The organism is Fervidobacterium gondwanense DSM 13020, assembly GCF_900143265.1.
In the GTDB taxonomy this organism is placed as follows: Bacteria; Thermotogota; Thermotogae; order Thermotogales; family Fervidobacteriaceae; genus Fervidobacterium; species Fervidobacterium gondwanense.
Genome location: NZ_FRDJ01000001.1, coordinates 277,320 through 301,238, shown reverse-complemented (window position 1 = coordinate 301,238; position 23,919 = coordinate 277,320). Strand labels below are relative to the sequence as shown.

Sequence of the window (23,919 nt, the reverse complement as noted above, 5' to 3'; positions counted from 1 at the left end):
CTTATCCCTCCCTCATTTCTGAAATTATATTCGAAAGCTCTGCTCCAACCTTGAAGCCTATCAGAGTATAGACTATCGGCACAACGCCTGCGCTGAACAAGTATCCTACCGTACCTGTTGGGAGGAAATTTGCCAAAAACGTTCCTGCCAAAGCTATTCCTACCAATCCAACGAGAACGTACCCGGCACCTGCTACACCTTCTGTGTACTTAGCCACTTCGGATACTTTGAAGTCCGTTCTTCCAAGAATTAACAACAGAACTCCAAGCCCAATTATCGTACCGCCTGGAAATCCACCACCGGGTGTGAGGTGCCCGTGTATAAAGATGTAAGCCCCGAAGAGTAAAATTATCGGTAACACTATACCTGTTGCGGTTGAAAGAACGTTGTGGTTTTCGAACTCTATTCTTCTTTTCTTGTAGGATGCGAGCAAACCGACACCAAGTGCTGCTGTGAATAGTACAGTGACTTCTCCAAGCGTGTCGAAAGAACGGTAGTTCACAACAATTGAAGTGACAACATTTGCACTGCCTTCTTCAAGGTTGGATGACTTCTTAAATTCCACAGGTGAGTACTCTTTTGTCGTTGATTTGCTTATATAATCAAACGAAACTCTCCTATACATGTCAAACATGCCAAACTCAGGAAGAGTTGGAGCATAGACTGTGAAGAAGAAGTATAAAAATACAGCTGAAAGCAGGATTGCCCATATGCGCCTCATTCTTCCTCACCTGCCTTGTTCTTATTGCCTCGTTTATTTTCCGGATTGCTAATTCTAAATAGTGCAAAAATCATCACAGCACTTGCAAGTCCTGAACCAACTGCCGCTTCCGTGATTGCTACATCTGGTGCTTTCAATACGACAAATATCAATACTGACAACATGCTTAAAGCAGAAAGTGCAAGCAATGAATCGAATATCTTTTTTGCTTCAACGGCAAAGATTCCAAAGACTACCATCAATCCGCCGACCAAATAAGATACATAATCGATGAGCTCTAAACTTGTTAAAAACTCTTTCAAATTACTCATTGCCCTCACCACCCGTAACAGCTTTTTCTACCGCATTGTTTTTTAGTTCTGCTATTTCATCAATACAAGTCTCTTTGCATGCGGGTGCGTTGTTTTTGTAAGCTGCTCGAATCATTACAGATGATGCAACAGGGTTTGTTAGGGCTACGAAGGCGATTAATATAATCGACTTTCCGAAGAATTCTGGATTGAGAATACCTATCCCAAGCGCGATAGAAAAGGTTCCGAGAGTCGTTGCCTTTGTTGAAGCTTGGAGCTTTGTATAAACATCCGGCATTCTAATCAAACCTAAACCTGCAAGGAAATAGAAAAACGCACCAAGCGCGGTGAGCGTATAGCCTACGATTTCTCTTATTATCTCAGTCATCTCTTATCACCGTCCGCAGTCTTTGCTGCCCGATTTTCAAGATAGCGAGCAAAGACTAAAGTCTCGATAAAAGTGAGTAAACCGTATAGCAAAGCAATATCCATGTACATATTGTTCTTGAATATGTACGCAATCATAACTAGAACGCCTATGAACATGACGTTCATCATATCCACAGCGACCAATCTTTCGAAACTCGTTGGACCGAGCAAGAACCTGATGAGCGTTAAGAAAATACCGAGTCCAGTGAATCCAAAGACAATTAAATCGATTAAAAGAGAGCCACTCATTCGTACACCCCCTTCAAGAACCTTTCAAGTCTACCATAAAACGTGCGTTTTGAGTTCTCATCGGTACCTCCAACTTCTATCCAGTGTACGTAAAGCTCGTCATCTTTCATGTCAACAGCAATCGTTCCTGGTGTTAGGGTTATCGAATTGGCGAGCGTCAATTTGGCAATATCACCCTTCAAAGATGTCTTAACTCTAACAAACCCCGGTTTAACACGTACTTTACTGTCCAACACTCTTGAAGCGACGTCAAAATTTGCTTTCAGCATCTCCCAAACGAAAACCGGTATGTAAACAAAGAAAAACTTGAAAAGTCCGGGTACGAACTTGGCGTTGAACTTGATGTTGTAGTAGCGTTTGAAAATAATGGAAATAGCAAACGATACCACTAATCCAACAATAACCTCTTGAACATCAAGGGACCACGTTAACAACAACCATGTGAAAAAAGTAACAATGAGTACCGAAAAATTCACGCACATCCCTCCCTTTAATAGATGATATTTTTTTCACAAAGTATTGAATATAAAAATGAACAAGATCGCAAGACTTGCATTATTGTTCTTGTGCCAAAATAGACAAAAATACTCCATTTTTTCTTTAATATTCTACCAGACACAACAAATGTGTCAAATAGAAAAATTGGACAAATATAATCTAAATTAATTGATATCTTCGAAAATATCCTCCAAATCGTTCATATTCGTTTTTCTGGATGGTGAGACAACACTTGAAATTTTGGGCGACTAACCACCTGTATTATAGCAAAATTGTTTTTAAAAACAAAATTGCGTTCAATCTAGTATTCTTCAAACAAAAAAGGGGCGAATTGTTCGCCCCTTGTGAATTTTTTATAAATTCTCGATAAATATGCTTATTTCCTGTACTCCTTAACCATACTTAAGAAGTATTCATGTACTCTTGTGTCGTCTGTTAGCTCTGGGTGGAACGATGTGACGAGCACGTTTTTTTGCCTGAGCATAATTGGGTGCTTGTCTAAGAAAGCCAATGTTTCAACTTCATTTCCCCACTCTTCAACCCTTGGAGCGCGGATGAATATCGCTTTGAAAGGTCTGTCAAAACCTTTGATTTCTACCATTTCGTCAAAGCTGTCTACTTGCCGTCCGTATGCATTTCTCCTCACTTTGATGTTGATTACCCCTAAGGACTCTTGCGGGTAATTCTCTATTTCTTTGGCCAAGACTATAAGTCCAGCACAAGTTCCGTATACTGGAAAACCTTTCAAAATCTTTTCTTTCAGTGCATCGAAAAGCCCTATGCGCTTCATTATGCGGATCATAGTTGTAGATTCTCCACCTGGTATGATAAGCCCATCAACTTTCTCCAGGTCTTCTGGAGTTCGTACGACGTATGTTTCGACCCCGAGCTTTTCTATCGCCCATTTGTGTTCTCTAAAATCACCTTGTATGCCTGATACCCCTATTACCATTTCTTACCAACCTCTTTCTTGGAGCCTTACTTCTAACGTTTCAATTTCCAAACCTTCCATTGGTTCGCCGATGTCTTCTGATATCTTCAAGAGCATCTCTGGGTCGTTCCAGTACGTGACTGCCATAACTATCGATTTTGCCATCTTCATTGGGTCTTTTGATTTGAATATACCGCTACCAACGAAAACACCATCTGCACCGAGCATCATCATGAGTGCAGCGTCAGCAGGCGTGGCGACGCCGCCAGCTGCGAAGTTCACAACCGGTAGTCTTCCGAGTTCTTTCACTTGTTGCACGAGTTCTACAGGTGCGCCTATTTCTTTTGCATACGTTACTATTTCTTCGTATGGCAAGTTCTGGACTTTTCTAATCTCTGCCATCACTGTTCTCATGTGTTTGACAGCTTCCACGACGTTACCGGTACCAGCTTCACCTTTTGTTCTTATCATCGCTGCGCCTTCTGCGATCCTTCTCAGTGCCTCGCCAAGGTTTCTTGCACCGCAAACAAACGGGACTTTGAATTCATGCTTGTTTATGTGGTATTTGTCATCTGCAGGCGTTAGAACTTCAGACTCGTCTATGAAGTCAACACCGAGAGCTTCGAGGATACGTGCCTCTGCGATGTGTCCAATCCTTACCTTTGCCATGACAGGGATGGAAACTGCTTCCATTATCTCCTTTATTTTGGCAATGCTTGCCATTCTCGCAACGCCGCCGGCTTTTCTGATGTCTGCAGGAACTCTTTCAAGTGCCATGACGGCAACCGCTCCTGCTTCTTCTGCGATCTTTGCCTGCTCAGCTGTTGTGACGTCCATAATGACGCCACCTTTGAACATTTCCGCAAATCCCTTCTTGATTTCCCATGTTCCTTTTTCCATATCTATCGCCCTCCTTTTCAATTGTGTTTCAATTTATCAGATGATTACAGTCTCTGTGTATTCTCCAAATACTTCCCTCAGTGCGTTGCTTATCTCACCAACGGTTGCGTACGATTTAACAGCTTCGAGAACGTACGGGAAGAGATTTTCATCGGTCTGCGCAACTTCTTTTATCTTGTTAAGAATCTTCTTCACTTTTTCGTTGTCTCTTCTCTCTTTGAGCTTCTTAACTCGTTCTTTTTGCTTTCTTTCAAGCTCTGGATCTACCTTGAGCACTTCTTTTTGTTTCAAGTCTTCGTTTATTTGGAATTTGTTCACACCAACTATTATCTCTTCACCTTTTTCAACTGCAAGTTGGTGCTTGTAAGCGCTTTCGTGGATCTCTTTCTGTACGTATCCAGTCTCAATTGCCTTTATCATTCCACCCATCTGATCTATCTTCTCGATATACTCCATCGCTCTCTTTTCAATTTCGCTCGTCATTGCTTCTATTACGTAAGAACCGGCGAGTGGGTCGATCGTGTCCGCAACACCCGATTCGTAAGCGATTATTTGTTGCGTTCTTAAAGCGATTCTTGCGGATTCTTCCGTTGGGAGTCCGAGAGCTTCGTCGTAGCTGTTTGTGTGGAGCGACTGAGTGCCACCCAAAACGGCTGCGAGTGCTTGTATCGTGACGCGGATTACATTGTTAAGTGGTTGTTGAGCTGTGAGTGTAGAACCGCCGGTTTGTGTATGGAATCTCAACTTCAATGCCTCTGGATCAGTCACACCGAATCTTTTCTTCATTATCTTTGCCCATAGTCTTCTCGCTGCACGGAATTTTGCTATCTCTTCAAGGAAGTTGTTATGTGCTGCAAAGAAGAAAGACAATCTTTTTCCAAAGACGTTTGGATCAAGCCCAGCCTTTATTGCTGTGTCTACGTACGCTATAGCATCAGCAAGTGTGAACGCAACTTCTTGTACTGCGCTTGAACCGGCTTCCCTTATATGATACCCACTTATGCTTATCGGATTCCACTTCGGCATGTACTTCGAGCAGTATTCAAAGATGTTTGTTATAAGCCTCATAGATGGTTCAGGTGGATAAATATATGTTCCCCTTGCTATGTATTCTTTGAGTATATCGTTCTGTATCGTACCGCTCAGTTTGTCTTGCGATACTCCTTGTTTTTCCGCGACGGCTATGTACATTGAGAGCAGAATCATCGCCGTGCTATTTATTGTCATGGAAGTACTGACTTGGTCAAGTGGAATACCATCGAACAGTATCTCCATGTCCTCAAGCGAGTCTATTGCAACGCCGACTTTACCAACTTCACCTTCAGCCATTGGGTCATCTGAGTCGTATCCAATTTGAGTTGGCAAATCGAATGCAACCGAAAGTCCTGTCTGTCCTTGTTGGAGGAGGTACTTATACCTCTTATTCGATTCTTCGGCAGTTCCAAAGCCTGCATACTGGCGCATCGTCCAGTGCCTTGCCCTGTACATTGTTGGCTGAACACCGCGTGTGTAAGGATATTCACCGGGGAATCCGATTTCTTCCACGTAATCTATGTGTTCTATATCCTCTGGAGTGTAGAGCCTCTTGATTTCATAACCGGACGTTGAAGTAAAAGTTGGTTTTCTTTCAGGTACCTTTGCTACCGATTTTGCAACAACATCTTCGTATTTTGCTTTTGCCTTTACAAATCTTTCGTTCATTCCAACTCCCCCTTCGCTTCGATTTAAAAAATTTAATCTTTACTCAACCTTTCCTGTCTATGCTGCTCCCCTTATCTTCAACCGTCAGATAGGATCTCATCATTTTTTCACCCTCGATGGTCTTTAGCGCCATTTCTTTAAATTCATTGAGTTTCTGCTCGAGTTTTTTCTTCCGCTCCTCGTCTCGCTTGTATATCTCTATCAACTCTTCGCTCGATAACTTCGAAAGGAGCTTTTCTCTCTCATCGAGTAACTGATTCAGTTTCTCGTAGTCTTCTTTCTCTATCGCTTCATCTATCTGAGCTTCGATATTCAATATGTCCTTCTCTCCACTGTTTGCCATAGTATCACTCCACATTCCATTTTTCAAGACTTTCAAGTATTTCCGTAACCTTCCTGAGGCTTATTGGATGTATATAGTCAGGAGCGATCTGGGCCATCGGTTTTACGAAGAAAATCCTGTTTTCAAAATCGTAGTGCGGAATTCTCAATTTTTCACTTTCCACAATTATATTACCGTAAAACAATATATCTAAATCTATAATTCTTGGTCCCCATTTTTCATTTCTAACTCTTCCCATCTCTTTCTCAATGTTCAGCAGAGCATCTAAAAGCTCTTCCGGTGATAGGGCAGTGCTTATCTCTATTACGCAATTTAGGAAATTCGGTTGATCTGTCTTACCGTAAGGTTCGGTTTCTATAACATCGGAAGTTGAGATTACGCTCGCTACCTTTCCAATTCTTTCGATGGCTTCTTGTATGTTTTTCTTTCTGTCTCCAAGATTTGTCCCGATGCCTACAAAAACTTTTCCTTCGACCTTTTCTAATATTATTTCGGCTACTGCGAATTTATCGTGAGACAGCGTTGTGTGTATGTAATTATATGCCCCGTGTTTTGCATGTCTATACCTATGAATCACACAATAGAGGCTCCCGTCATTCCTGTTGAGAAAAGAAATATCTTGAAACGAATTTCCATTAAGACCTGTTCCGAGAGCTTTAAAGTAGCTTTCTTTCAATGCGAATCTACCCGCAACGTACTGTTCAGTAATTCTGTTTTTGTTCCCTTTCTCTCTCGGAGTGAGAATTCTTTTTGCTAAGTCAACTTGAACACGCGAGATGTCCACTATATCGTTTCCAAGACCGACTATCAAACAGGGTAACCCCCTTCAAACTTCTCAACCAAGTTCCAGTCGATGTATAATTTTTCTTCGTATTTTTTCTTCAGATATTGCTTTCCGACTTCGCCCAGTATAGCGTATATCAAAAGCTCTTCATCATTCTCTGCAAGTAGCCCAATTTCACCTTTCCTCTTTTCAAGTTCTGGTTCTATATAATCAGCTGGGCGTCCTTCAATCGGTTTTTCATCGCCGAGTATTTTCTTTGCAAGATCTTCATCGATCTTCGCTGGTGGTTTTCCGTAAAGTCCTTTCACGTAATCCTTTACTTCCCTGGTGACCTTAGCGTATCTTTCACCTGTTATTACATTGAGCACAGCTTGAACTCCCACAATTTGGCTCGTTGGCGTTACAAGTGGCGGATAACCAAGGTCTGCACGCACGCGCGGAATTTCTCTTAATACATCATCCAATTTGTTTAACATCTTCTGTTCAGACAGTTGCTTAACTAAGTTAGAGTACATACCACCCGGAACTTGTGAAGTAATCACTCTGTGATCAATGCTGTACATCTTTACATCGTACGCATCATATTTATTTCGAACATCTGTTAGATACTTTACGATTCTGTCCACTTTGTGCCAATCTATCTCAGGAAGTGGTCTGTATTCATTCCAAGAATAATATATCGGCTCAAATGCAGGTTGGCTTGTCGTCATTCCGAATGGTGAAAACGCAGTGTCTATGATATCCGCACCCGCTTGTATAGCCGCGAGGTAGGCGAGTTCTCCAAGACCAGCAGTGGCATGTGAATGTACTTCCAAAGGCAAATCGAATCTCTTTTTCAGGGCGCTAACAAGTTCGCCCGCTACTTTTGGTGTTAGCAGCCCAGCCATGTCTTTTATACAGAGTGAATGGACTCCACGTTCAACCAACTGCTCTGCATAATTTACGAAGTACTCTACTGTGTGAAATGGACTTACGGTGTAAGATATCGCACCCTGGACGTGTGCCCCACATTTTAAGGCAACCTCAATGCTCTTTTCCAAATTCCTAATATCGTTGAGAGCATCAAAAATCCTCATTACCTGAACGCCATTCTCTACCGCTTTTTTTACAAACAATTCGACAACATCATCAGCGTAGTGCCTGTATCCAACCAAGTTCTGCCCACGCAGTAGCATTTGGGCTTTGCCGTTTTTTAGCTTTTTCTTTATAAGCCTCAATCTTTCCCAAGGGTCTTCGTTTAAAAACCTGACACAAACATCGAAAGTTGCTCCGCCCCAAACTTCGAGCGCTTGAAAACCGAGACTATCAACTTCTTCAATTATTCCGAGTATATCTTCTGTTCGCATTCTTGTGGCTATAAGCGACTGGTGTCCATCCCTGAAAGTTGTGTCTGTGAACATTGATAATATTGGCATCTGTTTCACCTCTTGAAGAAGCAATATAAAATAAGTTTTCACGTTTCAAATTAATTATAGCACGCTTGTAAAAAGTATAAAGTACTGTATTTGGAAGCAAGAAAGAGTATATCAAAGCAAGCTAATAATTGTTATTGATAGACCGATTAGGATAAATCTGGTATAATTTAAGTGAACAGAAAGAAGAAGGGGGTAATTGGATTGATAAGGCAGAGTCAGTTTGAACATAAGGAGAAGCAAAATCCAGTGGCATCAGGCATTCAAAAGAAAAGGGGTGCTGAACATAATTTTGAATTTTATTTCGTTATATTAGTCGGGTTCTTAACTTTCGTCTTTGGGTTCATATCGCTCGCCGTATATTTTGCTGTGATGTATATTTCCCCTATAGTCTCTAACCTGACTGGACTTACTTTTCTCGGTTCGCGCTTCTTACTCTTCATATTAGTTATGATCACTGTCAGTGGCTTCTTTATGAGCCTTTATCCTTATTCTAAAGCGGTTGGTGGTAATTCTTCACTGTTTATAATTTTAGCTTTCATATCATCAGGAATATCAGTTGGCGTCCAAGTTTACAAACTTGCGTTCTTTGGTCCCACGTGGATAGGGCTGGACCTTTTGAAAGACCATGGAAACACAGTTGAGATGATGTACTTATCAGCTGTGTATTTTGCTTACAATCTTATACTCTTCATACTGCAGTACACAATAATGAAAAAGGAGTTTGAGGAATAGTGCCGAAAGTTTTGGGATTGGTCGTTGAGTACAATCCGTTCCATTACGGACATCTTCATCACTTGAACGAATCGATAAGGCTTGTTAATCCGGATTACGTAGTCGCGGTGATGAGCGGCAATTTTTGCCAGCGCGGTGAACCTGCGATAGTTAACAAATTCGCCCGTGCGAAGATTGCCCTGATGCACGGGGTAGACGTCGTGTTCGAGTTACCGACAATTTATGCCGTCCAAGATGCCGGAGGCTTTGCGCTTGGATCAGTTGGTATCCTTCACAAGACGGGGGTTGTCACGGACATAGTATTTGGAAGTGAGAGTGGGGATATAGACTTTTTGAAAAGAGTTGCACATTTACTTACGTACCAGACTCCGGAATTCGAAGTTGCATTTAAGAAACAATTGAAATTGGGCTATTCGTATCCGAATGCGAGGAAATATGCGTTAATGGATGTCCTCGATAAAGATGTCAACAAACTTTCAAAGTCGAACGATATACTTGGAATAGAGTATATCAAAGCGCTGATCAGATACAACAGCAATATAACACCTCACGTGATAAACCGAATAGGCGCGGATTACAACGACGAAACGTTCAGAGGGAAGTTTTCTTCAGCAAGTGCTATACGAAAAGCAATTAAAGAGGGACTTTTCGAAACTTCCAAAGAAGCCATGCCGAAATTTACGTACGAGGTAATCCATGAGGAATTCCAAGCGGGAAGAGGACCCGTCTTTTGGGAGAATCTTGAATTTGTGATTGCACTCTTTAGAAAGTTGAAAAGGGAAGATTTTGAAAAGATATACAGTTTTAACGAGGGACTTGATTTGAGGTTCTACGAATCGGCAAGGGAGACCGGCGATTTGCAACAATTTGTTGAGCTCGTAAAAGCGAAAAGATTTACATACTCAAGAATTAGACGCGCTATATTGCATGTTCTCTTCGAAATGGACAAAGAGCACGTTGAAAAAAGCAATGAACTTGGTCCTCAATATTTAAGAGTGCTGGGATTTAATGAAAAAGGCAGAGAACTTTTGAAGATGATTAAGAAGAACTCATCTATACCGATAATATCGACCGCTTCGTTATATAAACAAGTGCTTGAAGGCGTAGAAAAGGATATAACAGAAGAGAAGAGATTGTGGGACGTGGATAGCGAACTGTATCTGTGGCAGTTTGAAAAGGATTTACTCGCAAGTGACATATATACATTCTTGTATCCAAACAAATCTACTCGAACCGCCGGTATGGACTTTGAACAACCTGTAAGAATATAACTTGAAAACGTAGAAAATCTTAGTGCGTTTCGTGGAGGTGTGCGAATCATTTAATGAACGAAATCTTAATAGTTCCTACGGAAAAAGATTGTGAGATAGAAGGTTATTATTACATTCCCGACTACGATGTGCTCCCCTACGAAAATCTCAAACCCTCTTGGTATGTCAGATCTCGCCGGATTTACGCCCTTTACTTGGCGCTCCAAGGCAAATTGAAAGCAGTCTGTACACTGAGGTCTTTATTACATTACATAATGCCGCCTGAAGTTTTCAAAAACGAAATCTACACTTTCAAAATCGGCGATGAAGTGCCAGACCTCGAGAATCTATTTTCGAGGCTTGGATATGAGCGGGTCTTCAACGTCAGAGAGGGCGGGACATTCTCAATAAGGGGAGAAATAATTGACTACCTTGGACCGAACAACATACCTACAAGGATAGAATTGTACGGAAATATAATCGAAGATATACGCAGATTTGACCTGAAAACGCAAAGAAGTGAAGTGAGCCTTGAATCAGCTCTGATTTTACCTGCAAGAGAATTTGTATACGAAGATAGAGAAAATCCTCTCGAGCCAGTCGATGAACAACTAACAGGCAAATACGTCAGCGGCACCTTTCTTGACTATGATGTTCAGCTGTATACTACTGATAGAAGGTCTGTAATTGAGCACTTCTCGTCTTTCGAAAGGGAATTGAGAAAGTCTCTCGAGGGACTTTCCGATGCAGAAAGGCTCTTTAATTACAAGAAATATGGGATATTTGATTATGAGGAAGTAATTTCAAAAGCTCAGGCGTATCCATCTCAACCACTCCAGAAAGTCCAAGTTAAACCTACCGAAGAAGAGTACCTCTCAGTGCCTATTCTTTCTGAAGATGAACTGCAAGTCGGTGATTTAGTTGTCCACAGAAAATACGGCATTGCACGGTTCAACGAAATCAAAAAGGTGGATGCGAACGGAAAACAGAGAGAATTTCTGGTGCTCAATTTTGCAGACTCCATACTTTACGTGCCGATAGAGCGCATAGACCTTGTTGAAAAATATGTAGGTGATGAGATCAACGTAAAACTTGACTCATTAAAGAAGGGAACTTGGTCGAGAAAAGTCGAAAGAGCCAAAAGGAACATCGAAGAGCTCGTCCGAGAACTCGTGTTGCTCCAACACGTTAGAAATACAATTACAGGCGTATCACTTCCTGGCGAAGCAGAGCTTGAAGAGGAATTCGCAAAGACTTTCCCGTTTATAGAAACTCCTGACCAGCTCAATGCTATACGAGAAGTTTTTGAAGACCTCGAGAGTGAAAAGCCTATGGACAGACTCCTTGTCGGAGATGCTGGATACGGTAAGACAGAAGTTGCGATACGAGCGATATTTAGAGCTGTTGCTTCGGGAAAACAGGCAGCTCTTTTAGCTCCAACTACGATTCTCGCAAAACAGCATTACGACAACATATCGGCAAGATTTGAGCCTTTTGGTATAAAAGTAGCACTACTCAACAGATTTTCGACTAAAAGGGAACGAGAGGAAATACTGAAGGGTGTAAAAGAAGGTAGAATAGATGTGTTGATCGGTACTCATAGCATTTTGAAGGATATAAAATTTGCAGATTTGGGGCTTGTTGTCATTGACGAAGAACAGAAGTTCGGTGTTGAGCAAAAGGAAAAGTTCAAAAAGCTTCGCGTGAACGTCAATGTTCTTTCGATGAGTGCAACGCCGATTCCAAGAACGTTACATATGGCACTTTCCAATCTAAAAGATCTATCAGAAATAAAGACCCCACCGCTTGGACGAAAAGAAATACAAGTTCATATAGGTCCTTACGACGAGAGGATAGTAAAACTCGCAATCCTTAGGGAAGTCGGAAGGGGCGGACAAGTTATATACGTCCACAACCGCGTTAATACGATTTACAGCGTATATGAAAAGCTTAAAGAGCTCATACCCGAAGTATCGATAGTAATAGCTCATGGACAACAGACAAAGAGTGAAATGAAAAAGGTTATAGATGCGTTCTATCACAAGCATGCTGATGTTCTATTGTGTACCACTATTGTTGAGAATGGTATTGATGTACCTGATGCAAATACGTTGATAGTAGACGATGCGCACAGATATGGCTTGGCTCAGCTATACCAATTACGTGGCAGGGTAGGTAGGAGCGATAAATTGGCGTTCGCCTACTTTTTGCACCCAAAACATGTCAACGATAAGGTTTTGGAAAGGTTGTACGCAATAAAGTCTTATCAAGGACCAGGAAGTGGTATGAAGATAGCGATGAAAGACATGGAAATTCGTGGAGTTGGTGCGATATTCGGACTTGAACAGCACGGCTACATAAACGACCTCGGCTTAAAATACTACTTAGACCTTCTTAATGAAGCTGTCGAGGAAGTGAGCGGTAATATTCAAAGCAAAATCGATACAGAAATCGAAGGTATACCTGATAGTATAGTCATACCAGAGAGCTACATATATGATCCATTTGAGAGAATGAGATTTTACAGAAGGATAGCGTCGGCAATCACTGAAGAGGAACTTACTGACATACAAGAGGAACTTGTCGACAGGTTCGGCAAGTTGCCTGTAAGTGTTAATAATTTAATAAAGTACGCATATCTGAGAGTCATGTTGTGGAACAAGAACGTTTCAAAAGCAACGATATCCGACGTTGGTTTGGTGGTAAAATTTAAGAAAGCACACTTCGAAGAGCTGTCGCCAAGGTACATATACAACGAGAAGGAAGACACGTATATATTCTTTATGGACATCGATGAATTAGTAAATACACGGAGTACTGTGTTGAAAACTTAATTGATCCTTTGTATTCAGAAAGGTGAATTTATGTGAAAATATTCGGCTACGTTCTTGAATCTTATGGAAAATATGTAAAGGTCAGAACCCAAGATGGTGAATATATAATCAAGAGTGATAAAAGACCTCCAAAAGAGGGTACGAAGCTCGAGCTAAAAAATTTTGGAAGCGGTGACTACTTTGCAAAGGTAGTCGCAAAGAAGCCTTACGAATTCAACGAGCTGCCAAGTGTGAAGTTCGTGCAAATGGCAGAAGAACTCTTAGCTAGTCAAGAAATTTGGAACGAACATGTGAAAAACAGATTAGCTATTGCAATAGGCCTTTTTCTTGAAGAGGTATCTAAGAGAAGAGACATTGACAAGAAATTGCTGACAAGATTCAAATCACTACTTAATGAAAGAATAGGCAGAAGAAGTGATTCAGGAGAAGTTATCGGTGGAACAGGTATATTATTTCCTGGAAATCATGCTGATAATTCAGATAAGGCCGATAAGTACGCTGAGTTCGAAAAGTATTTGAACATTCTGTCTGGGAGATATGGTCTAATTATTAATGAAGGTTTGGTATTCGTAGACCGCGAATTAGGAACGTTCGAAGTATTTGTTGTTGGTAACCACATATTTGCCAAAACTGATGGTCAGAACCTAACTTTGTATTTTGAAAAAATACCGGATGGAGTTGAGCAGTTAGAAAGAAGGTTGAAGAGAGTATTTCGACAGGTACACATAAAACTTAAAGGGATGGATGACGGAACCTATGTTTGATAACTTCGATAACTTCGACACTTTCGGTTCTATTGATTCAGACGCGAAGAAAAGCAACCAAGAATGCACCAAGAAACTTGCTGTTGCTCTGAGATATCAACCGGGAAAGGATTACGTACCCTTTGTGGTTGCAAAAGGCAAATGTCACTTAGCAGAGCTTATAATCAAGAAAGCTGAGGAGAGCAATGTTCCAATCGTAAAATCAGAAGAGCTTGTGAAAGAACTTTTCAAACTCGAAGTACTCGAGCCGATACCAACAAAACTTTATGTAGCTGTTGCTGAAGTGCTTGCTTTTATCCAGCTGGGATTGGAAAAGTAATGTTTCTCAAAGGAGGGGTTGACATGAAAATCAGGCTTTCAAAAATATCTCTAGTATTTTTGTTGCTATTAGTAACTTCTTTTGGACTCGCAGAAATTTCATTTCAAATCATAATAGGATTTGGAAATGTGCCGGCTATTTCCTTGGGTGACCTGCCAGATTACTCTGTTGTCATATATACCGACGAACCGTTTTCTGCGGTGTATATCGACGGAACTTACGCAGGGACAACGGATTCGTTTGGCAGATTGGTTGTCCGATTCAGCACTGAAGGATACCACACAGTCTGGGTAGTTACTTCCAACAAATACGTGATTTATGACAGATACTACTTCCGTGTAGAAAAGACTCCACGAATAGTCTATGTCCCTTCTACAAGACTGGGTGAAGTCACAGTCTTTTCAAATGTATATCCCGTTTCGGTTTACACAACGAGTGGCAAGTTGCTCGGAACAGTTGAAAAGAACGGTGAAAAGGTTTTGGCACCCCTCGGAAATCAGGAACTGATATTTACTTGCCCAGGCTTTGCCGACCAGAAGCAAACAGTGAACGTGCTTTACGCGAAAGAAACACCTGTCTGGCTCGAGTTTAAGCCTGTTCCTTTCAAGCTTGAACTGGTTGTAATGGATAAATTCTCACCCAATGGCGACTGGCACGAAGATGAATGTGTTATCAAAATATACTCTTCAAGACCGGCAACTGGCAGTATTCAAATTCTCGATCCATCTGGTATAATTGTATATGAGAAATCAATAAAAGTTGGTGCCGGAACAACACAAATTAATTGGGACGGACAAGGTAAGGCTGACGGTCTATATACCGTCAAAGTTTTGTTATCAGATGGTATAGCTACAGAAGAACGAGTAGCACAGACATCCTTAGACAGAAGTGTCTACACTTACAAGAAAGAGATAGTTATCGGAACAATTATAGGAATGATGTTGTTCATAGGATATATGATATGGAGTAGTATGTAGTTTGTTAAATGTACGATTAGAAAGATGATTAAATAAGAAAGATACGGTTTGAAGAGAGGTGTAACTTGTGATTACTTACGAGCAGAAACAACGAATCGAAGAACTCAAGAAGAAGTACGATGACATCATCGAAGTCTTCCATCCGGAAGATAAGAGAGAAAAACTCAAAGAGTTGGAAGAAGAGAGCCTGAAGCCTGACTTTTGGAGCGACCAGAAGAAAGCACAGCAAGTCAACAGGGAGATTCAAAGGATAAGAAAGATCATCGAAGACATGGAGAAGATAAAGAACTTGTTTGATGATATCGAAGTCGGCATAGAACTTGCTGAAGAGGATCCTTCAATGGAAGAACATTTGGACGAGATTATTGAAGAAGTCTCGAAAAAGATTAGAGAGTTCGAACTCGAACTCATCCTGAATGGGAAATTCGATGGTTCAAACGCATACCTTTCTATCCACCCAGGTGCTGGCGGTACGGAATCGCAGGACTGGGCATCTATGCTATTGCGCATGTACATGCGCTGGGCTGAGAAGAAGGGTTATTCAGTTGAAATAGTGGATTATCAAGAAGGTGAAGAAGCTGGTATAAAGAGTGCGACGCTCTACATAAAAGGCGATTTCGCTTACGGGTATTTGAAGCATGAGCGGGGTGTCCACAGGCTTGTTCGAATTTCACCATTCGACGCGAACAAAAGAAGGCATACTTCTTTCGCATCTGTCAACGTGTTACCTGAGATAGAGGACGATATAGATATAGAAGTCAGACCTGAAGACATAAGGGTTGATACTTACAGAGCGAGTGGAGCTGGCGGACAGTACGTCAACAAAACAGAATCCGCAATAAGAATTACACATATCCCAACTGGTATCGTTGTAACGTGTCAAACTGAAAGATCGCAGCTCCAAAATAGAGAAACAGCTATGAAGATGCTTAAAGCAAGGCTTTATCAGCTTGAGATTGAAAAGCGTAGGAAACAGATAGAGCAGATTCAAGGAGAACTCAGAGACATCAGCTGGGGTAACCAGATTAGATCCTACGTGTTTCAGCCGTACACGATGGTTAAGGACCACAGAACCGATGTTGAAACTGGAAACATCGAAGCTGTCATGGACGGAGAAATTGATATATTCATTGAAAGCGAACTTGTTTACTACGCAAAGCTTGGGATAAATGAATAAGGAATCCAAAGGGGTGGGGTTTGTGGCGAACGGAATGAGACCAAAAGTGTTTGTCGTAACATCTGGAAAGGGCGGGGTTGGTAAGACCACATTCACCTCCAATCTCGGCTGTACACTGGCGAAGATGGGGGAAAGGGTGTGTCTGATCGACGCGGACATAGGGCTCAAAAACTTAGATGTGGTACTCGGACTTGAAAACAGGATTATATACACGTCGTTTGACGTTGTAAACGGGACAGTATCTGCAAAAGAAGCACTGGTAAAACATAAGCAGCTAAAGAATCTGTATTTATTAGCAGCTTCTCAAGTTGCCACTAAAGAAATGATTTCTCCAGAAGATATGAAGCGGATTGTTCAAGAGTTATACGATGATTTTGATTACATACTTATTGACTCACCGGCTGGTATCGAAAGAGGTTTTAGAAATTCCGTGGCACCAGCGGAGGCGGCATTCATAGTTACAACACCGGAATTACCTGCTATATCGGATGCTGACAGAGTTATAGGGCTCTTGGAAAACTATGGTTTTACCGAAGACAGAATGTACATAGTTCTCAACAAATTCAAGATTCACATGGCAAAACGTGGAGATATGCTTGATAAGACGGACGTTGAAAAGGCTTTGGCAATGAGGTTGATAGGAGTCATCCCGGATTCCGAAGAAGTTATCGTTGCAACCAACAAAGGTATTCCAGCGGTATTGGAAGATGGCGTTGTAATCGGTAAAAGTTTTGAAAACATCGTTAAGCGGGTGAAGGGGGAAGAGATTCCCATCGATGAAGATTTAAAGGGAGTCTCAAAGGGATTCATTTCTTCGTTGCTTTCGATGTTTAAGAAGAGGTGATAGTGATGTGGATCGTAGATATATTCAAAAAGAAAAAGCATAAGAACACTAAATCACCAAAGGAAGAAGCCGCCGAAAGATTACAGACGATGCTTACAAGAAGAAGAGAATTCGTCCAGAGAATACCGATAGAGGAATTCCAAGCCAATTCCGAAGAGATTAAGTACGCCGTTATCGAGACGATTTCGAGAAGGTTCAACATCCCACCTGAAAAAGTCAGAGTGGATTACCATGAACAGAATGGTTATGTAGTAATTGTGACTAATGTCAACTTCAAGTAAGCGATTAAGTACATAGGCGGGGGATTTTATTGAGATTATCGATCATGTTTAGTGTTACGCTGTTAGTTATAGTAATCATTTCTATATTCCTCTCAAGTTGTGCTTTTTTGCTAAGCAATATAGTATCGGGCAGCGGAAATGTGACCTACACAGTATGGGTATATATAAACGGCATGCCGAAGAAGATGGTAGAAGATTTGAATTTATCAACAGCAGCAGAAGTGAGCTACAAAGGTTCTTTTTCGGCAAAATTTTTTGTTGGATCAGCTCTAAAACGAGAAGTACCAAGAAAAGATCTTAACGACTTGTTCAACAAACCTATAGAGGATAATATTAATATTATTACTCAACCTACTGGAAGTATAGGAATCTCAAGTAGCCTCACAATAACTTATAGCACCGATACGACTTTTACGGCTGCTTCATCTAGTGTATCTTTCGAGTTTGAAAAAAGTTTCCCACTATCTGAAGGAAAATTTTACATGATCTTTGATTTCTCAACAGATTCTGATGAGGGGATGCTAACTGTTGTCCCTTATTCCAAAGGATACAAATTTACTGTTATAACTTCAAAGCGCGATTATGTAGACGTTTTTGACAATGAAAAGGGTTACAGGCTTATATCAGAGAATATCGATGGAAAATACCAGTGTGTTTTTATTGGAGAGAAAGGGAAAACCTACACTTTTGAAAGTTCTGGTAATCAAAAAACGATACCAGTCCCGCAGAATACTGATAAGGATGGAGAAATAGTAGATTTATCGGGACAGTAAGTAAAGATTTTTTCTTTTTTCGACGGGGTGCCTCGTATGAAAATCAGAGAAAAACCGAAAAAGAAAGAGATTAACATTCTTGTAATTTCGTATATAGTGCTTGTTGTTGTTTTCTTGTCGTATTTTATGACGAGCTATTTGCGATACAAAGCACTGTCGAAAGAATACGAAACACTGAAAAATGCGTATGAACAGGAAAGAAGGCAGTACAAGGAACTCGAAAAAATGATAGAGAAACTCCAAAGAATTGTTGAAAATAATATGGAAAACGAGAGGAATGAAAACCAAAACGGAAACCGTGAAGAGAACAAGGAGGTAACAGACACAACAGATGGAACAAGCACACAAGGGAATTAATCACGTAATGGAAAACGGCGTTAGTATTGTAATCACGACTTCACACAACGCCTCTAAGGAAACTGTTGAGCTTGCTAAAGAGTTGTCCGCAAAGTTTAATGTTCCGTATTACAACAGACGTCATATATCCGAGAGACTGAAAGATGGTACGCTAAAGATGTATTACGTAGTAGACAGCAATAAGAACCTGAGTGTTGTTATAGATGGCCAAAAGTTGTTCTTTCATCCAGGGATTTCGAAAATAAGGATGGAAAATTATAAAAGGGAAGGACGAGATTTTCTCCTCGAAGCCTTAAGACCAGAGAGTACAGATATAGTCTACGACGGTACATTCGGGCTCGGAATGGATGCTGTGTTTATAGCCAATTTCGTGAGTCAGGTCGTCGGTACGGAAGTATCTGAACATATATACCGTGTCGTTTCTTACGGAATTGCAAATTACAAATCAAAAGAAGAGTGGATCAACAGAGCGTTGAAAAGGATTGTCTTATTTAATGAAGACATGAAAGAGTTTGTAAAAAAGCAACCTGATAGAAGTTACGATATAGTCTATTGCGATCCTATGTTCGAAAATCCCGTTTTTGAGAGCTCCGCACTCAATCCCATACGTCCTTTGGCAAGTTACGATACAATAGATGGAACGACAGTGAACGAATTGATAAGGATAGCTAAGAAAAGAGTCGTGATAAAAACGCTTGCAAAGGATGGGTTACTGGAGCGATTAAATAAAGAGGGAATTAATTTTGACAGAGTCATAGTGAGCAAGAAGAATGGTTTAATCTTTGCTTGTATAGATTTAGTTTAGTTCAAAAGAACGAACTAAGGAGGTTAAGTATGGGATTTTTTGATAAGCTGAAAGAAGGATTAAAGAAGAGTAGAGATACGTTTTTTAATAAAATAGGACAGATTTTGAAGATCAAAAAGTTTGACAAGGAAACTCGCGAGGAAATAGAAGAGTTATTGATATTAGCAGATGTAGGTGTTGAGGCGACGGAGTATATACTGGAAAGACTTGAAGAAATGAAGCCTGAGGATGCATTCAGAGCACTTAAAGAAATACTCGTTGAGATACTTTCAAAGGACAATAACCTTAACATACCGCAGACTAAACCTTTCGTCATAAGTATGGTTGGAGTGAACGGTTCGGGTAAGACGACGACATGTGGTAAGTTGGCGCATATATTCAAAAGCGAAGGTAAGCAAGTGGTAGTCGGGGCTTGTGATACATTCAGAGCAGCGGCTATTGATCAACTCAAAGTTTGGGCAGATAGAAGTGGTGCGACTTTCATTGCACACATGGAAGGTGCAGACGCAGGTGCTGTCGCGTACGATGCTGTGAATCACGCAATTAGTAAAGGAAAAGATGTTGTGATCTTAGACACGGCTGGAAGATTGCATAATAAGAAGCATCTTATGGACGAACTCCAAAAGGTCAACAGAGTTGTTCAAAAATTGGTGCCAGATGCTCCACACGAAGTTCTATTGGTGATGGATGCGGTAACCGGACAAAATGGACTTCAGCAAGCAAAGATTTTCAAAGAGGTTGTAAACGTGACAGGCATAGTTCTTACAAAACTCGATGGAACAGCAAAGGGTGGTATAGCTATTGCGATAGCTAAAGAACTCGGTATACCGATAAAGTTTATTGGCGTAGGAGAAGGTATTGAAGATTTGAAACCTTTTGACCCCAGAGACTTTGTCGAAGCTCTCATGTCAGGAGATGAAAGCGATGGATCAGACACAGGTACCTCAGCTGTGGGATAAGAAGTACACCTGCCCAGCTTGTGGAAGTATCGTGACAACCAAAAAAGTAATAACTGACAGAGTCAGGGTAAAAAATTATGATCCTGATATGAAGCCGAATTACGAAGGAATTAATCCAATGCTGTACTCAGTAGTAACTTGCGAAAATTGTCATTATTCTGCACTTGAATCGGACTTTGAAAACAACATCTCGCCAATTTACATGGAAGAGATCAGGAAGATACAAAACGAATTGAAAGTTCCAAAGGATGTACAATTTTCAAAAGAACGTGATCACAGAACCGCGATACTTTCATGTGCGCTCGGCACGCTTTTTTACAAAGCCAAGAAGCAGATCTGCAGAGTTGCAGAACTGTATTTGAGAATAGGCTGGCTCTACAGAGAACTTTCCGATTCCGAAAACGAACTAAAAGCTCTTGCAAAAGCATTGGCGAGTTTCGAAGAATGCTTCATGCACTCGTACATAGATACAGAGAAAGAACCCATGATACTCTTTTATCTTGGAGAGCTTTCAGCGAGGTTCGGAAAGATGGAGGAAGCTCGAAAATGGTTTTCAATGTTGGTTACTAAATACAAAAACTCGAATTCTTTCTATGTCAAGGCAGGGAGAGATAGATGGCAAGAAATAAAAGGATAGGAAACTCTTTGTTTACTAAAATCTCTTTTCTTATTGTAATTGCTATTTTATTGATGCTTAACTCTTGTCTTCCAATCGGGAATTATCTTGAGCTTTCGATGAGGATCGATGATATACAGGAGAAGGTCGATAAACTCGAGCGTTCAAGCACAAAACCACAACCTCAACCCAGCGATCAGCAAGAGATTAAGCAAGAAATCAAAAATGTGGATTCAAAAGTTGCAAAACTCGAGCAAACTGTGACTTCCATTAGCAATTCGGTAAAATCGTACGACCAAGAACTAACAAAAACAAGCACGAAAGTATCCGACTTGGAAAAGAACCTAACATCGATAAAGAGCGATTTAGACAAAATTTCAAAAACCCAGACGTCGATACAGAACAAAGTTGCGACGTTGGAGAGTCAATTAAAGCAAATCGATGTTGTTCGTAAAGATTTAGATGCTCTCAGTTCGCAGTTGAGGAACGTACAGCAGAGTATCCCAACGCAGATCAATCAAAGCGACGTAGAATTTTTGAAACAGCTCCAGCAGCAAATCAGCGAAATAAAAGCCACAATTCAAAACTTAGATCCCGTATCACTTTTAAAACTTGATACCGGCTACATTTACTACATTGTGAAGTCTGGTGATACACTTAGTTCAATTGCATCAGCCTACAAGGTCAATTTGAGTTCTCTTGTAGAATTAAATAATATTGCCGACCCATCGAAATTAGCTGTTGGACAGGTGGTAAAGATTCCCGTAAATGATCCGAAATCGTACGTGAAAGTGCCTGTGAAAATTAATCCAGCCGATATTCTCTCGTACCATGGACAAGATAAGAACGGAATAAGGCAAATAGGCATGGACATTTACGCACGTGGCAAGGATATATACCCGATATTACCTGGAAAAGTTCTCAAAGTTGAGAATAATACTGTGACAGTTGACCACGGCAACATGATTATGGCTGTGTACAGTGGAGTGAACACGTCGCTCAAGACAGGAACATTTATATCAAACGATAAACCATTGGGGCAGTGTCTGGATGTATTTCATTTTGAATTATACATAGAAGGCGAGCCTAGAGACCCGTTAAGGCTATTCACGGAGTATAAAGGTGTCTTCACCGTCACATTCTATTCTGAGTGGGATGACGGGAAAGTTCCGATGCACCCAACGTTCAGGATAGCGAGGAACGGACGAGTACCTCAGCAATTCTTGTCGATAGCAGTTGACCCAGCTGTCATACCGCTCGGTTCACTTGTTTACATACCGACACTTGCAAATACGGTATTTATAGCCGAAGATACTGGAAGTGCGATCAAGGGTAATAGGATAGACGTGTACGTAAGCGATGTTAGACTTGCGTTGAGTCAGGGAATAACCCCACATCCTGTATATGTAATTAATCCTGTCACGAACAGATAAGAAAGTGTGATCACGGAGGTTGAATATGGCAATCACAATGAAGAGTGAGTACGCTATAAAGATAATGATATTGATAAGCCTTGAAAACAAGCGTGTTAACGCACGCGAAATTGTTAAAAAGTGCCGAGCGAAATTGCCACTCGAATTTGCAGAAAAGATTTTAGCAGACTTAGCTCGGAACGGGATATTACGTGCTTATCGTGGCAGAGGCGGTGGATACGAACTTTCGAAAAGCATAGATGATATAACAGTTTACGACATAGTAGCTGCTGTCGACAACCCTACTGATGCGATAAAATGTTTTGTAAACGTAGACGAAGATGAAACAACACCAGAAGCTTGTACGGTGAATAGAATATGGGAAGTTGTCCTTGAACAGATGGAAGGGACTCTCAAAAGCATTAAGTTGAAAAACCTAATAGAAGATTACAAAGCGAGGTGCAATCTTGTTTGAACAATATAAACAATGGAAAAAAAGTCGGTATACTTCTCAGCGGTGGTGTAGATAGCGCTGTAGCACTCTACTTGCTTTTAAAAGAAGGCTTTGATGTTACGGCATACCACATGAAAACAGTTAGCGATCAACTCTATTTGACTAAACAAATTAAGCACAAAGTCTGCTGCAGTCCATCCGATACTTACGATGCACAGTTAATTGCGAAAAAATTCAACGTGCCATTTAAGATAGTTCACATAGAGGACACTTTCAGAGAGAAGATCATAGACTATTTCATCAACGAAAATCTCGCCGGAAAGACACCAAACCCATGTTTTTTTTGTAACGACTACATAAAATTCGGTGCTGTGATGGATGTTGCATTATCGGACGGAATGGACTACGTTGCCTCAGGTCACTATGCAAGGATAATCGACGGGAAGCTTTACAAAGCGGTTGATGAAAGCAAGGACCAGTCTTACTTCCTTGCGTCTATAAGAAAAGAAAAACTTTCAAGAATTTTGCTCCCAAATGGCAATTACTCAAAAGATGAGATAAGAAGAATAGCGCAAGAACAAGGCATCCATGTTGCGCAGAAAATAGACTCTCAGGACTTGTGTTTCCTGCCAGACAACGACTTGAAGGGCTTTTTTGAAGACAATGGTATAAGAGTTCAGCCGGGAAATATAATTACAACGGATGGTAAAATAATTGGAAAGCATGAAGGACTGCCATTTTACACGATTGGTCAAAGAAAATTTGGAATTGCCACAGGGGGTAGGTTGTACATAAAATCAAAGAACGTGGAAGGAAACTTTATTCTTGCCACACCGTTAGATGAGGTTTATGAAAAGGATATGGTTGTTTCAAACGTTAATGCCTACGAAGAACTGCCAGAAAAGTTCGAGGCAACGGTGAAGATAAGAAAGAAATTTAATGAGATAAAATGTACTGTGACTGTAGAAAATGATAAACTTTACGTCCAATTTGAAGAACCCGCCTTTGCTGTAACTCCTGGTCAGATTGCGGTTTTTTACGATAGTCCAAGAGTTATCTGCGCTGGGGTAATTGAAAAATAGGGAAAGAAGAGAAAGAAATCAA

Annotated in this window: 28 protein-coding genes; 17 read left to right on the top strand and 11 right to left on the bottom strand. The window is 40.8% G+C overall.

Going from position 1 to position 23,919, the window contains the following annotated elements; all coding sequences use genetic code 11:
• Position 1: 1 nt before the first annotated feature.
• The 11 genes from mbhE to BUA11_RS01320 all read right to left on the bottom strand — a co-directional run bounded on the left by mbhE (position 2) and on the right by BUA11_RS01320 (position 8,246).
• Positions 2–721 (bottom strand): hydrogen gas-evolving membrane-bound hydrogenase subunit E, encoded by a 720-nt coding sequence (gene mbhE, locus BUA11_RS01370; RefSeq protein WP_072757503.1) that lies wholly within the window; start codon positions 719–721, stop codon positions 2–4.
• Complete coding sequence (locus BUA11_RS01365; RefSeq protein ID WP_084634292.1) at positions 718–1,032, bottom strand: Na(+)/H(+) antiporter subunit B; 315 nt, start codon at positions 1,030–1,032, stop codon at positions 718–720. Before BUA11_RS01365 ends, mbhE begins: the two co-directional genes overlap by 4 nt.
• Positions 1,025–1,399: a monovalent cation/H(+) antiporter subunit G gene (gene mnhG, locus BUA11_RS01360; protein ID WP_072757502.1), complete on the bottom strand. Its 375-nt coding sequence runs from the start codon at positions 1,397–1,399 to the stop codon at positions 1,025–1,027. The genes BUA11_RS01365 and mnhG overlap by 8 nt, the downstream gene beginning before the upstream one ends.
• Positions 1,396–1,689, bottom strand: coding sequence for a monovalent cation/H+ antiporter complex subunit F (locus tag BUA11_RS01355; protein WP_072757500.1), 294 nt, complete (start codon positions 1,687–1,689; stop codon positions 1,396–1,398). The genes mnhG and BUA11_RS01355 overlap by 4 nt, the downstream gene beginning before the upstream one ends.
• Positions 1,686–2,171 (bottom strand): Na+/H+ antiporter subunit E, encoded by a 486-nt coding sequence (locus BUA11_RS01350; RefSeq protein ID WP_072757498.1) that lies wholly within the window; start codon positions 2,169–2,171, stop codon positions 1,686–1,688. The genes BUA11_RS01355 and BUA11_RS01350 overlap by 4 nt, the downstream gene beginning before the upstream one ends.
• Before the next feature lie 392 nt (positions 2,172–2,563).
• The gene (gene pdxT, locus BUA11_RS01345; RefSeq protein ID WP_072757496.1) at positions 2,564–3,139 is read right to left on the bottom strand and encodes a pyridoxal 5'-phosphate synthase glutaminase subunit PdxT; all 576 of its coding nucleotides are present in this window, start codon (positions 3,137–3,139) and stop codon (positions 2,564–2,566) included.
• A 3-nt stretch (positions 3,140–3,142) separates the two neighbouring features.
• Positions 3,143–4,018 (bottom strand): pyridoxal 5'-phosphate synthase lyase subunit PdxS, encoded by an 876-nt coding sequence (gene pdxS / locus BUA11_RS01340; protein WP_072757494.1) that lies wholly within the window; start codon positions 4,016–4,018, stop codon positions 3,143–3,145.
• Between the two features lie 36 nt (positions 4,019–4,054).
• The gene (locus BUA11_RS01335; protein ID WP_072757492.1) at positions 4,055–5,719 is read right to left on the bottom strand and encodes an acyl-CoA mutase large subunit family protein; all 1,665 of its coding nucleotides are present in this window, start codon (positions 5,717–5,719) and stop codon (positions 4,055–4,057) included.
• Positions 5,720–5,762: 43 nt separating this feature from the next.
• Positions 5,763–6,062, bottom strand: a complete 300-nt coding sequence (locus tag BUA11_RS01330; protein WP_072757490.1) for a flagellar protein FliT — start codon at positions 6,060–6,062, stop codon at positions 5,763–5,765.
• Between the two features lie 4 nt (positions 6,063–6,066).
• Positions 6,067–6,873: a 2-amino-4-hydroxy-6-hydroxymethyldihydropteridine diphosphokinase gene (folK, locus tag BUA11_RS01325; protein WP_072757489.1), complete on the bottom strand. Its 807-nt coding sequence runs from the start codon at positions 6,871–6,873 to the stop codon at positions 6,067–6,069.
• Entirely contained in the window at positions 6,870–8,246 is a 1,377-nt protein-coding gene (locus tag BUA11_RS01320; protein ID WP_072757879.1) for a pyruvate carboxylase subunit B, read from the bottom strand. Before BUA11_RS01320 ends, folK begins: the two co-directional genes overlap by 4 nt.
• Positions 8,247–8,462: 216 nt before the next feature.
• Between BUA11_RS01320 and BUA11_RS01315 the strand changes: the two genes are divergently transcribed.
• The 17 genes from BUA11_RS01315 to mnmA all read left to right on the top strand — a co-directional run bounded on the left by BUA11_RS01315 (position 8,463) and on the right by mnmA (position 23,897).
• Positions 8,463–8,993, top strand: a complete 531-nt coding sequence (locus BUA11_RS01315) for a hypothetical protein (RefSeq protein WP_245789425.1) — start codon at positions 8,463–8,465, stop codon at positions 8,991–8,993.
• A complete protein-coding gene (locus tag BUA11_RS01310) occupies positions 8,993–10,264 on the top strand; it encodes a nucleotidyltransferase (protein WP_072757487.1) in 1,272 nt (423 codons plus the stop codon). The genes BUA11_RS01315 and BUA11_RS01310 overlap by 1 nt, the downstream gene beginning before the upstream one ends.
• A 53-nt stretch (positions 10,265–10,317) precedes the next feature.
• Positions 10,318–13,077 carry a transcription-repair coupling factor gene (gene mfd, locus BUA11_RS01305; RefSeq protein ID WP_072757485.1) on the top strand — a complete coding sequence of 920 codons (2,760 nt, stop codon included), beginning with the start codon at positions 10,318–10,320 and terminating at the stop codon, positions 13,075–13,077.
• 32 nt (positions 13,078–13,109) lie between these two features.
• The gene (locus BUA11_RS01300; protein WP_072757483.1) at positions 13,110–13,841 is read left to right on the top strand and encodes a hypothetical protein; all 732 of its coding nucleotides are present in this window, start codon (positions 13,110–13,112) and stop codon (positions 13,839–13,841) included.
• Complete coding sequence (locus BUA11_RS01295) at positions 13,834–14,160, top strand: EscU/YscU/HrcU family type III secretion system export apparatus switch protein (protein ID WP_084634290.1); 327 nt, start codon at positions 13,834–13,836, stop codon at positions 14,158–14,160. Before BUA11_RS01300 ends, BUA11_RS01295 begins: the two co-directional genes overlap by 8 nt.
• A gap of 23 nt (positions 14,161–14,183) precedes the next feature.
• Positions 14,184–15,137 carry a T9SS type B sorting domain-containing protein gene (locus tag BUA11_RS01290; RefSeq protein ID WP_245789423.1) on the top strand — a complete coding sequence of 318 codons (954 nt, stop codon included), beginning with the start codon at positions 14,184–14,186 and terminating at the stop codon, positions 15,135–15,137.
• 67 nt (positions 15,138–15,204) lie between these two features.
• Positions 15,205–16,314 (top strand): peptide chain release factor 2, encoded by a 1,110-nt coding sequence (gene prfB / locus BUA11_RS01285; protein ID WP_072757478.1) that lies wholly within the window; start codon positions 15,205–15,207, stop codon positions 16,312–16,314.
• A 34-nt stretch (positions 16,315–16,348) separates the two neighbouring features.
• Entirely contained in the window at positions 16,349–17,158 is an 810-nt protein-coding gene (gene minD, locus BUA11_RS01280; protein WP_072757873.1) for a septum site-determining protein MinD, read from the top strand.
• A 5-nt stretch (positions 17,159–17,163) separates the two neighbouring features.
• Entirely contained in the window at positions 17,164–17,439 is a 276-nt protein-coding gene (locus BUA11_RS01275) for a trigger factor (RefSeq protein ID WP_072757476.1), read from the top strand.
• A gap of 29 nt (positions 17,440–17,468) precedes the next feature.
• Entirely contained in the window at positions 17,469–18,212 is a 744-nt protein-coding gene (locus BUA11_RS01270; RefSeq protein ID WP_072757474.1) for a hypothetical protein, read from the top strand.
• 36 nt (positions 18,213–18,248) lie between these two features.
• Positions 18,249–18,569, top strand: coding sequence for a hypothetical protein (locus BUA11_RS01265; protein WP_072757472.1), 321 nt, complete (start codon positions 18,249–18,251; stop codon positions 18,567–18,569).
• Positions 18,544–19,374 carry a class I SAM-dependent methyltransferase gene (locus tag BUA11_RS01260; protein ID WP_178137732.1) on the top strand — a complete coding sequence of 277 codons (831 nt, stop codon included), beginning with the start codon at positions 18,544–18,546 and terminating at the stop codon, positions 19,372–19,374. The genes BUA11_RS01265 and BUA11_RS01260 overlap by 26 nt, the downstream gene beginning before the upstream one ends.
• Before the next feature lie 29 nt (positions 19,375–19,403).
• Positions 19,404–20,333: a signal recognition particle-docking protein FtsY gene (ftsY, locus tag BUA11_RS01255; RefSeq protein WP_072757470.1), complete on the top strand. Its 930-nt coding sequence runs from the start codon at positions 19,404–19,406 to the stop codon at positions 20,331–20,333.
• Positions 20,299–20,970, top strand: a complete 672-nt coding sequence (locus BUA11_RS01250; RefSeq protein ID WP_072757468.1) for a DUF2225 domain-containing protein — start codon at positions 20,299–20,301, stop codon at positions 20,968–20,970. Before ftsY ends, BUA11_RS01250 begins: the two co-directional genes overlap by 35 nt.
• A complete protein-coding gene (locus BUA11_RS10525) occupies positions 20,949–22,382 on the top strand; it encodes a 3D domain-containing protein (protein WP_072757466.1) in 1,434 nt (477 codons plus the stop codon). Before BUA11_RS01250 ends, BUA11_RS10525 begins: the two co-directional genes overlap by 22 nt.
• 25 nt (positions 22,383–22,407) lie before the next feature.
• Entirely contained in the window at positions 22,408–22,836 is a 429-nt protein-coding gene (locus tag BUA11_RS01240) for an RrF2 family transcriptional regulator (protein WP_072757463.1), read from the top strand.
• Complete coding sequence (gene mnmA, locus BUA11_RS01235; RefSeq protein ID WP_245789421.1) at positions 22,833–23,897, top strand: tRNA 2-thiouridine(34) synthase MnmA; 1,065 nt, start codon at positions 22,833–22,835, stop codon at positions 23,895–23,897. Before BUA11_RS01240 ends, mnmA begins: the two co-directional genes overlap by 4 nt.
• The last annotated feature ends 22 nt before the right edge of the window (positions 23,898–23,919 follow it).

Bases quoted from the DNA above. Each gene is read 5' to 3' on its own strand.
- mbhE (WP_072757503.1), bottom strand. From the start codon at position 721: ATGAGGCGCATATGGGCAATCCTGCTTTCAGCTGTATTTTTATACTTC.
- BUA11_RS01365 (WP_084634292.1), bottom strand. From the start codon at position 1,032: ATGAGTAATTTGAAAGAGTTTTTAACAAGTTTAGAGCTCATCGATTAT.
- mnhG (WP_072757502.1), bottom strand. From the start codon at position 1,399: ATGACTGAGATAATAAGAGAAATCGTAGGCTATACGCTCACCGCGCTT.
- BUA11_RS01355 (WP_072757500.1), bottom strand. From the start codon at position 1,689: ATGAGTGGCTCTCTTTTAATCGATTTAATTGTCTTTGGATTCACTGGA.
- BUA11_RS01350 (WP_072757498.1), bottom strand. From the start codon at position 2,171: ATGTGCGTGAATTTTTCGGTACTCATTGTTACTTTTTTCACATGGTTG.
- pdxT (WP_072757496.1), bottom strand. From the start codon at position 3,139: ATGGTAATAGGGGTATCAGGCATACAAGGTGATTTTAGAGAACACAAA.
- pdxS (WP_072757494.1), bottom strand. From the start codon at position 4,018: ATGGAAAAAGGAACATGGGAAATCAAGAAGGGATTTGCGGAAATGTTC.
- BUA11_RS01335 (WP_072757492.1), bottom strand. From the start codon at position 5,719: ATGAACGAAAGATTTGTAAAGGCAAAAGCAAAATACGAAGATGTTGTT.
- BUA11_RS01330 (WP_072757490.1), bottom strand. From the start codon at position 6,062: ATGGCAAACAGTGGAGAGAAGGACATATTGAATATCGAAGCTCAGATA.
- BUA11_RS01320 (WP_072757879.1), bottom strand. From the start codon at position 8,246: ATGTTCACAGACACAACTTTCAGGGATGGACACCAGTCGCTTATAGCC.
- mfd (WP_072757485.1), top strand. From the start codon at position 10,318: ATGAACGAAATCTTAATAGTTCCTACGGAAAAAGATTGTGAGATAGAA.
- BUA11_RS01295 (WP_084634290.1), top strand. From the start codon at position 13,834: ATGTTTGATAACTTCGATAACTTCGACACTTTCGGTTCTATTGATTCA.
- BUA11_RS01290 (WP_245789423.1), top strand. From the start codon at position 14,184: ATGAAAATCAGGCTTTCAAAAATATCTCTAGTATTTTTGTTGCTATTA.
- minD (WP_072757873.1), top strand. From the start codon at position 16,349: ATGAGACCAAAAGTGTTTGTCGTAACATCTGGAAAGGGCGGGGTTGGT.
- BUA11_RS01275 (WP_072757476.1), top strand. From the start codon at position 17,164: ATGTGGATCGTAGATATATTCAAAAAGAAAAAGCATAAGAACACTAAA.
- BUA11_RS01265 (WP_072757472.1), top strand. From the start codon at position 18,249: ATGAAAATCAGAGAAAAACCGAAAAAGAAAGAGATTAACATTCTTGTA.
- BUA11_RS01260 (WP_178137732.1), top strand. From the start codon at position 18,544: ATGGAACAAGCACACAAGGGAATTAATCACGTAATGGAAAACGGCGTT.
- ftsY (WP_072757470.1), top strand. From the start codon at position 19,404: ATGGGATTTTTTGATAAGCTGAAAGAAGGATTAAAGAAGAGTAGAGAT.
- BUA11_RS01250 (WP_072757468.1), top strand. From the start codon at position 20,299: ATGGATCAGACACAGGTACCTCAGCTGTGGGATAAGAAGTACACCTGC.
- BUA11_RS10525 (WP_072757466.1), top strand. From the start codon at position 20,949: ATGGCAAGAAATAAAAGGATAGGAAACTCTTTGTTTACTAAAATCTCT.
- BUA11_RS01240 (WP_072757463.1), top strand. From the start codon at position 22,408: ATGGCAATCACAATGAAGAGTGAGTACGCTATAAAGATAATGATATTG.